Here is a 9,287-nt window from a genome sequence, read left to right as displayed (position 1 = left end):
AGACTATCATTCCAAACCACACGTTCACGAAGTGTTGCGCCAGCAAACACAACCAAATAGCTTGGCTAATCGGTATTTTTGTCCCGGTGTTGGATATATGCGATACTTAAATCTAGCTTTCATAATTACTATTTAAACTAATAGTATGATAACATATTTATAGAAATAAAATCAACTAATAAAGTCGCCCTAGAAGGGCGAGGCTTTAGACCCAAATTTTCGGTAAATACCAAGCTACTGCTCCGACTGCAACTGCTGGTGCTGCTACTGCAACTATGGAAGCGATCGCTACTGAAGTTACTGTACTTGTTGCCGTTGCTACAGTAGTAATACCGACACCCCCAGTTGTGGTAGCTATACAAGTGGCAGTTGCTTCAGTAACGGTTACTAATGTGCCGCCTGTAGTAGCTACTCCACCAAGAATAGCTAATACACTGCCTGCTGTAATTGTTGCGACGATAGAATTGCTCATAAGAAAATGACTCCTTTTTCAAGTAGAATTGATGAGGCTTAATCAAACATTTTTTTGCCTCTCAATTAATACTTTACAAAGCGAATTGATAATTGAAATTATTCCTCACTAACGGTCATTATTAACAACAATGATAAAATGATGACTATCATCAAAAAAATCGTTTCTAGGTAAATTCGATGAATCAAACTGCAAGTAATTATAAATTTCTTCAAGATTTAGTTAATTATAACTTTTATGCTGAAGCTCAAGCTACTTGGAATGTTAATGATTTAATTTATGACTTAGAAAAAATTAGAGAACAATACTCGCGAGTGGGAGAAAGCTTAAGCAAATTTCACAAGCAGTATTTATTAATGGTATTAGTAGGGAAACAACTTCCAGATATGGTTGCTGAACTGGAAGATATTACATCAGTTGAATCTCTGAGAACTAAACTAAGTAATGATAAAAATAAAAAAGGGATTCATTTTTGCTTACAAAAATTACTTAAACAAGAAATTCGTAATCCTCAAGATATAATTTTTCATTTGTTTAATTCTAAATATAGAAAACAACCTCAACCTCCTAATCATGAAAAAGAAACAGGTTTATTAATCAGAATACCTGATGATGTTTCAGCAAAACAATTGTTAGAAATTGAGAACAAAGTGAGGGCGATAACAGGATGTCCTTATATTAGAATAGTGGAAATTAAAATGGGTAGTATAATTTTGCTTTTCAAAGGTTCTCAATCTGCTTGTGAGCAAATAGAATCTTTACATGAACAAGGTTTACTTTCATACAGATTAGGTATTCCTATTATAGATGTAGAAATCATACCTAGTCATGTTAATTTAACTCAATGGTTTGATAATATTTTGACATCTGGATGGCAAGCAGCAAATCAATTATTAACTCCTTCACAATTAGCATTAGTTAGAAGCGCAGAAATTAAAGCTGGAAAATTAATTAATTTACGAGCAGATATGTTTACTCATCCTATAGTTTTATTGGTAAATTTAGCACGAGAGAATGATGATTATCCTGAAGTAGAAATAACTTTACGGGTTTATCCGACTGGGGATAATGTTTATCTTCCTCCTAATTTGAAACTTATTGTTTTAAGTGAAAATGAAGTTTTTCAAGAAGTGACAGCTAGAAGTGAAGATAGGATGATTCAATGTCAAATTGAAGGAGAAGTAGGGGAAGAATTTACAGTAAAATTAGTGTTAGATGAAGCTGTAATTACAGAGGATTTTGTTATTTAATAAAGTTAGATTTATTTTAAAACCATGCCAGCTAAGGACATTTTTCATCATGCTGTTAAATCAGCTTTAATCAAAGATGGTTGGAAAATCACGGACGATCCTCTATTTATTAAGCCTAGCACTAAAATATCTTGATACATTGATATAGGTGGCGAAAGAGCTATTGGTGCAGAAAAAGATGGGCAAACAATAGCAGTAGAAATTAAAAGTTTTTTGTCAATGTCACCCTTGATAGAATTTCATACTGCTCTTGGTCAATTTCTTAGTAAGTATTCAGCCGTCAGCTATTAGCTATCAGCTATCCCGATGCAACAGCTACGAGGTACTGATAACTGATAACTGAAATGACCCTTTTATTCAATTTTCTGTAAGTACCTATCAAGTTAAATTATTAATTTTCAATCCTTCAAAAGAGGTAATTATTTTATGGAGCGATTAAATTATCTGGAAATTGTCATGCAAATAGTTAAAGAACACTATCAGTATCATACTCAATATTCACAATATGAAACACAACTGATTTTGGATTCGGAAAGAAATCATTACCTCTTAATTTCTTTACGTTGGCAAAATCAAAAACGGAATTATGGCTGTTCTATTCATGTTGATATTAAAGATGGCAAAATTTGGATTCAGCAAGATTTTACTGAACAAGGAATTGCTCAACAATTATTAGATTTAGGTGTGCCAAAATCCGATATTGTTTTGACTTTTCGTTCGCCTTTTGTGCGACAGTTTTCTGATTTTTCGGTAAGTTAGAAATTGTTACTTTAAGTGCTTATGCAAAATTAATTGTATATTCTGTGCCAAAGTTTTTCGTATGGATTTTCTACTGCACTAAAAAACTCATATAACTTTCATAAGCTTCTAGTAAGCATTCCGCAGGAAATGCTTACAGCTTCTATTTCTCACTATTTAAATGCTTATGCAAAATTAATTACCTATTCTGTTGATAGCCCTATTTAAAATCCAGAAGTTGCGATCGCTTTCTTCTATGACCAAAATTAAAAAACAGTTTCCCGCAAGAACGCAAAAGTATAAGTAAAAAAAATATAATCAACTATTATTATTTTTTATGCTTATCAAAAAATCTCTGATTTCGGCTAATTGCTACAAAATATTTCACGTACTTGCGTTATTTCAGCGATTTGGTATCATATAGATACATAGTTTATTGTGCCTATTTTGTGTTTAAAAATAATAAATTTTCCTTATAAAAAGCTACAACCTTCTATTTTTCGTCAATATAGGATGCAAAAATTTATACCCTTTCTACGGATGAATAAATCTCAAAAAAACTAATTTTGAATAGGTGTTAGTGCTTAGGAAATTATAACCATTGACAAATTTGTTCTGATAGTATCCAAAAATTGAAGGGTAGGAGCAGGCAGAAATTCTTGACTTGCCTGTAGTAGTGTAATTCAAGCTGACCAATACGAATGTTACGAGGTACAGCCATCGCGGACGCCATCGCGGGCAAGATGCCTGCGCCACAAGATTTTCAGCATTTACCTTGTACATCATTTTGATAAATTTAGGAGCAGTTATGGGAAAGTTAGTTACTCTTAATATTGATGGCGGGTTTCACCAGGGTTTTTCGGTGCGGGGTGAAATTTGGCAAGATGTAGATTCGATAAAAAATGAACCTAATTTAGCACTTGCCAGTAAATCAGCACATTTACCTCCACATTCGGAAATCTTAGAGCAGTATCGTCATTGGCAAATTTTATATACAAATTTAGATTTATTTTATTCTAACCGTTTAAACAAGATACATGGTTTTACTCATGATTCAGATGGGGATAAAAATGATGCTTTTAAACTTTGTAAAAAGGCTGCTAATTTGTTATCCAAAACTTTCAATACTTGGTTGGGTTCCTCCGATTTTCAACCCATAGAAATTTTGCTTCGGAATAATTTAGATAAATCGGAAAGTACGAGGATTTTATTGGCAACAGAAAATTATGGTTTACGACGTTTGCCTTGGCATGAATGGGATTTATTAAAGGATTTTCCGAAGGCTGAAATTGCTCTAGCTACTCCTAATTTTCAACGAGTTGATACGACTAAAAATTTAGACAAAAAAGATAAGATAAAAATTTTAGTTATTTTGGGAGATAATGCGGGGACTGATGCTGATGAAAAGGTAATTAGAGAATTAATTCCTGATGCAGAAATTTGTTGGTTAATAGAACCTCAACGCTCTGAATTAGATAAACCTTTATGGCAAAAATCTTGGGATATTTTATTTTTTGCTGGTCATGGCAAGACGAAAGATAATGGCAGTATTGGCACGATTCAAATTAATGGTCAAGATGTTTTGATTATTTCTGAAATAAAAAATCATCTTCTACAAGCTGTTAAGTCTGGTTTAAAGTTGGCGATTTTTAATGCTTGTGATGGTTTGGGTTTGGCTTATCAATTGGCAGAAGGTGAGGATTTACATTTACCGCAAATTATTGTGATGCGGGAAAATTTACCTGTAGCTATTGCTCCGAAGTTTCTCCAATATTTTCTGGAAAATTATACTCAAGGTTTATCTTTATATAGTTCTTTGCGGGAGAGTCGGCAAAGGTTACAAATATTAGAAAAAGATTTTCCTTGTGTGAGTTGGTTGCCTGTTTTATGTCAAAATCCTGCGGAAATTCCTCCCCGTTGGTTGGAGTTGGGAGGAAAAAATCAGAGTTCTCCCTATAAAGGATTGAGTGCTTTTACTGAAAATGATACGGAGATATTTTTTGGCAGGAAAGTGTTGACTAATTCTTTATTGAAAAAGGTGGCAAGGCAAAATTTAGTGGCTGTAATTGGTGCTTCGGGTAGTGGGAAATCTTCCTTAGTTGCTGCTGGTTTAATTCCTGAATGGTTTGCTCAAGCTACGGAATTTTTACCCCGTTTTTTGGTGAAAATTCGTCCTGGTTTTCCTCATCCGAATCCTTGGGAAAATTTGGCTGAGGAATTGGGTAAAATTTCAGCGAATTTAATTGCAAATGATTTGGCTTTTTTGGAATTGGTGGCAAATTTGGAGGATAATTCGGGGGAGTTAGCTAAATGTTTAAGTGGCATTGTACAAGAAAAGAAAGGTTGTCAATTTTTGTTGGTAATTGACCAATTTGAAGAACTTTATACTTTATGTTCTGAGGAGAAACGTCGGTCATTTTTGGCAGGTTTGGTTGATGCGCTTCGGGATGATAGTTGGAAGGTTGTTTTGACTTTACGGGCAGATTTTTTGTCTCTAGTTTTAGATGAAGATTTAGGTAATATTTTTGATGAACGGGATAAGTTAATTACTCCTATGAATGATGAGGAATTAAAGGAGGCGATCGCTCTCCCTGCTGAAAAGTTTGAGGTGGAATTTGCCGATGAGTTAATTAAGAGAATGATTCAAGATTATCGGCAAAATTCTGGTCATTTACCCATGCTGCAATTTGCTTTGGAGGAGTTATGGAAAAGGCAAAAGTATGGAGTAATTTCTCTGGCGAGTTATGAAGAGATTGGGGGTTTGACTCAAGTTTTAGGGGATTATGCGGAAAATATTTATATTAATTTGAGTCAGGAGGAAAAAGAGCAAGCGCGATATATTTTTACTCAATTAGTACAACCTATAAGTCAGGACAAACCAGGGGAAGTTAGTCGCATTGCTACTCGGAAAATTGCTACTTTTGCAGATATTGGCAAGGAAAATTGGCAGTTAGTAATTAAGTTTGCGGACGAGCGTTTGGTGGTGACAAATAAGGAAAAAGATGTGGCTTCTGTAGAGTTAATACATGAGGTTTTAATTACTGCTTGGAGTCGGTTAAAAGATTGGATAGAGCAAGATTGGGAATTTCGAGGTTGGCAAGAGAAATTAAGGGATAATTTGAGTCAGTGGGAAAAGGAAAAGAAGGATGACTTTTTGTTGCAAGGAGGTTTGTTAAAAGAGGCAGAAAGTTGGTTAGAAAAAGGAGAGCAAAAAATTCCTGAGAAAGAGAGGGGGTATATTGAGAAAAGTAGGAAAAGACGAGAGAGGGAGCGGCAAAAACTTATTGGTGGGTTGACTGGTGGTTTGGTGATGGTGTCATTATTTGCCGTGGGGATGGTGTGGCAGTGGCAAAGTGCGAAAAGACAAAGTTTGATTAATGAAGTAGATAGTTTGAGTAATTTAGCATTGAATCAATTTCAGTCTGGGGAAGGTGGAATTAGTGCTTTAATGACGGCGATGGATGCAGGGCAAAAGTTGAAAAAATTGGTTAAAGATGATGAAAAGTTGGGGAATTATCCGACTACTCGTCCTTTGTTGGCGTTGCAGACTATTACTAGCAATATTCGAGAGAAAAATGAGTTTCAGAGTGAGAATTTGGGTAATACTGAATTCATTAGGCAAGCTTTTTTTACTCCTGACGGTAAGCACATTGTTTCACATAGTTTTGCAGGTGGCGAAAGTAAAGTAATAATTTGGAATTTAGCAGGAGAAAAAGTTACTGAATGGCAGATACCTGAAAAGCTAGAAATTCATGATTTAGCAATTAGTCCTAATGGTAAATACATTGCTACTATTGCGGGAAGAACAGGTACATTCTATATTTGGGATTTTTCGGGAAAGAAAATAGCAGAATCATCAGAGTGGGTTAATGGATATTCAATGGTTAAATTTAGCCCAGATAGCCAGTATATTGCCGTAACATCAACACTGAAAGCTGAGGTGGATTTTTTTGATTTATCAGGTAAGAAAACTAAAGAATTAAGAATCGATGGTAGTGGAACTATACATAGTTTAGAGTTGACTGTTAATGGCGAAGAGGTTGCTATAGGAAGTGCGGTTGGTATGGTGCAATTTTGGAACCTAAAAACCTTGCAAAAAATTAGAGAATTTAAAGTTAATACCAACCAAGTTATTGAAATAGATATTAGCCCTGACGGACAGCAAGTATTAACTTTGGGAGTAGATATTAATTCAGATAAAATTGTTGGTGTTTTACCCAAAATTTGGGATTTATCTGGTAAAAAAATAGCACATTTAGGTTTCTTTTTCCAATCTATTACTACTCTAGGTATTGCTGGAGGTGTTAGTTTTAGCCCCGATGGTAAACAAATTGCTGTAGCAATTCCTGGTGAAGGAGCAGTCATATTTTATGATGCTACATCAGGAAAGCTCACTGCTAGCTCGACAATAAGTTTTACTTCTGGTTATAGTTTAAACTACAGTCCTGATAGTCAAATAATTGCTATTTCAGGAGCAGAGGGAATAAATTTGTTAAGTAATAAAGCCAAGTTTTATGTCGTAGAATTACCTACTAATTATGAAATAGAAACTACGCAAATGAAAGAAAAAGGCTTTATTGATTTACAGTACAGCGCAGATGGCAAAAAACTTGTGGTAATCAACAAATATCCTAAGTCTAATTATGTCGATATTTGGGATTGGCAACAAGGGGAAAACATCAGAATTAACTATGGTAATTTTGCAGAAAATGAAATTTTGAGTAGTTACTTCACCTCTGGTAATTTTTTTGAAAAAGCTGTTTTTGCTAGTATGACTCCTGATGGTAAATTTATCATACTTGTTACCAAGGAAGGTATCCAAAAACTTGATTTAGAAGGTAATTTAATTTCCCAATTAAAAACAAATGTTAGTTCGGAAGAAAGACTATTAATGACTTGGTTTGGAGGAAAATATAAGGCTGATAGAAAATATAGTTCTAATTTAGATGGCAGCAAGATAGCTACAATTGGCACTTATGGTGAGTATTGGGAAAATATTCTACGTTTTTGGGATTTATCGACACAGGAAGTCAAGCAATTTAAAAATAATTCCCTTTCTCCAATTATTGGTCGAGTTTTAGTTAGTCCGAATGGCAAATATATTCTTACTATTTCATCAGGTATAGGTAAACTTTGGGATGCTTATGGAAACTTACTCAATCCTTTAGATGTAAATGCAAAATCCTTAAAAGAGGATGAATTTTCAATGCTAGCTATTCTATTGGACGTGAAAAAAGAAAAAGTTGGTTTTCGTGAGGGAGTAAGAATACTGGATGTCTGGCAAAATTCTACAGCAGAGGAAGCAGGTTTAAGAAGCGGGGATAAAATTCTAGAAATAGATGGTCATAAAATTTCTGACACAAAAAATATAGATGAAATAAACACTTTACTTCTAGGAGAACCCGGTACTCCTGTAAAACTTAAAGTTGAAAATCGTAGCAGTATAAAAATTGAAGAAAAAACTGTTCTTAGAGAAAAATTTATCTATGATATAAACAATTTTCTGCTGTTTACAGGAAATATGGCAAAATTTAGCCATGATAGTAAATATTTGGCAACATGGGATTTAGGAAATCAAAATTTATCCTTGATAAATATCAAGACTAAGAAACTTGTTGAAATTAATCATCAAGGCAAAATTGTGGGTGTATTTTTCAGTCCTGATAATCAACTATTGGCAACAGCAAGTATAGATTATTCAATCAAAATCTGGGATTTTTCTGGAAAGCTAATTAGCAATATTAAACTGGAACAAATTCCTAGTGGTGCCCTGACTTTCAGTCCTGATAGTCAACAAATTGCGGTTTTAGGTCATCCCAATGAATTAAGCATCTGGAGTATTGACGGACAACAAATTGCTAAATATACAATTCCCGAAGAAAATCAAGGTCAAATAGTCTTTTCCCCCGATGGCAAATATATAGCAACAGGTCAAAACAAAGTGTTTATTTGGCAGAATAAAAACTTAAACGAACTATTAGCAACAGGATGCGATTGGTTGCAAGAATATTTAACTACCCGCCCCCAAGAAAAAGAGAAATTAAAAGTCTGCCAACAGGAAGTCAAATAGTTAGGAAATCCTGGAATTTATGTAAAATAAAATTATCCTAATCAAAAATTAACCATGATGGAAACTAAAATCAACTTAACCCAACAAAACCAACAACCTCTGATAGAAATTTCTCAGATTACAGGCAAATCTTAACAACAATTAATTACCTCTGCTATTGAAGACCTAATTAAAAATTACAAACAGAAAAAACCCTTAGATTTAATGCAGCAAGCCAAAGGAATTTGGAAAGACCGAGAAGATATTCCTAACTTAGAAGAATTGAGAAAAGAATTTAATCGTGAGTGGGAAAAATGAACCAAAAATTATTAATAGATACAGATGTTTTAATTGACTATTTGCGCTCCAACTCATAAAGAGGGCGAATGCCATTTCCTAACGGAATACTCCGCAAACGCCCCTACAAAGTATGCAGAAGTACGATAAAGAAAAGAAAGAACCGCTTTAGACAATTTTATTACTGCTTTTGAAATAATCCAAATTGATGAAAAAATTGCCACATTAAGAGGTTTATATCCGCGAGATTATAGCAAAAGTAATGGAGTAGGTATAGCTGATGCTCTAATTGCCGCAACCGCCAACATTAAACAAGCTAAATTAGTTACATTAAACCGGAAACATTTTCCCATATTAACAGATTTAATTATCCCTGATCAGAAAAGATGAACTTGCATTTTATAGTTTCTTAAATGGAGCGATAATTTTGAAGCGATCGCCCCAGAGAAAAAGAGAAATTAAAAGTGTGTCAAGAGGAAGT

The 9,287-nt window shown here is 34.1% G+C and carries 6 protein-coding genes and 1 pseudogene; 5 read left to right on the top strand and 2 right to left on the bottom strand.

Features of this window, described 5'->3' with window-relative positions; all coding sequences use genetic code 11:
• Positions 1 to 24 precede the first annotated feature (24 nt).
• Together F6K15_RS30440 and F6K15_RS30435 are read right to left on the bottom strand one after the other, a co-directional pair.
• Positions 25 to 123 carry a helix-turn-helix domain-containing protein gene (locus tag F6K15_RS30440; RefSeq protein ID WP_202219659.1) on the bottom strand — a complete coding sequence of 33 codons (99 nt, stop codon included), beginning with the start codon at positions 121 to 123 and terminating at the stop codon, positions 25 to 27.
• Positions 124 to 205: 82 nt separating this feature from the next.
• A complete protein-coding gene (locus tag F6K15_RS30435) occupies positions 206 to 472 on the bottom strand; it encodes a hypothetical protein (protein WP_293068537.1) in 267 nt (88 codons plus the stop codon).
• A 179-nt stretch (positions 473 to 651) separates the two neighbouring features.
• Between F6K15_RS30435 and F6K15_RS30430 the strand changes: the two genes are divergently transcribed.
• The 5 genes and pseudogenes from F6K15_RS30430 (at position 652) to F6K15_RS38740 (ending at position 9,196) form a co-directional block, all read left to right on the top strand.
• Entirely contained in the window at positions 652 to 1,722 is a 1,071-nt protein-coding gene (locus F6K15_RS30430) for a DUF1822 family protein (RefSeq protein ID WP_293068535.1), read from the top strand.
• Positions 1,723 to 1,746: 24 nt separating this feature from the next.
• Positions 1,747 to 2,013 (top strand): annotated as a pseudogene (locus F6K15_RS30425) (element excision factor XisH family protein).
• A 135-nt stretch (positions 2,014 to 2,148) separates the two neighbouring features.
• The gene (locus F6K15_RS30420; RefSeq protein WP_293068532.1) at positions 2,149 to 2,481 is read left to right on the top strand and encodes a XisI protein; all 333 of its coding nucleotides are present in this window, start codon (positions 2,149 to 2,151) and stop codon (positions 2,479 to 2,481) included.
• A 787-nt stretch (positions 2,482 to 3,268) separates the two neighbouring features.
• Positions 3,269 to 8,530: a PDZ domain-containing protein gene (locus F6K15_RS30415; RefSeq protein WP_293068529.1), complete on the top strand. Its 5,262-nt coding sequence runs from the start codon at positions 3,269 to 3,271 to the stop codon at positions 8,528 to 8,530.
• A 456-nt stretch (positions 8,531 to 8,986) separates the two neighbouring features.
• The gene (locus F6K15_RS38740; protein WP_363269039.1) at positions 8,987 to 9,196 is read left to right on the top strand and encodes a PIN domain-containing protein; all 210 of its coding nucleotides are present in this window, start codon (positions 8,987 to 8,989) and stop codon (positions 9,194 to 9,196) included.
• The last annotated feature ends 91 nt before the right edge of the window (positions 9,197 to 9,287 follow it).

This window comes from Okeania sp. SIO2B3 (assembly GCF_010672525.1).
Lineage (GTDB): Bacteria > Cyanobacteriota > Cyanobacteriia > Cyanobacteriales > Microcoleaceae > Okeania.
The sequence above is the reverse complement of the archived record's forward strand: the minus strand, read 5'-3'. Positions and strand labels throughout refer to the sequence as shown.

Bases quoted from the DNA above. Each gene is read 5' to 3' on its own strand.
- F6K15_RS30430 (WP_293068535.1), top strand. From the start codon at position 652: ATGAATCAAACTGCAAGTAATTATAAATTTCTTCAAGATTTAGTTAAT.
- F6K15_RS30420 (WP_293068532.1), top strand. From the start codon at position 2,149: ATGGAGCGATTAAATTATCTGGAAATTGTCATGCAAATAGTTAAAGAA.
- F6K15_RS30435 (WP_293068537.1), bottom strand. From the start codon at position 472: ATGAGCAATTCTATCGTCGCAACAATTACAGCAGGCAGTGTATTAGCT.
- F6K15_RS30440 (WP_202219659.1), bottom strand. From the start codon at position 123: ATGAAAGCTAGATTTAAGTATCGCATATATCCAACACCGGGACAAAAA.
- F6K15_RS30415 (WP_293068529.1), top strand. From the start codon at position 3,269: ATGGGAAAGTTAGTTACTCTTAATATTGATGGCGGGTTTCACCAGGGT.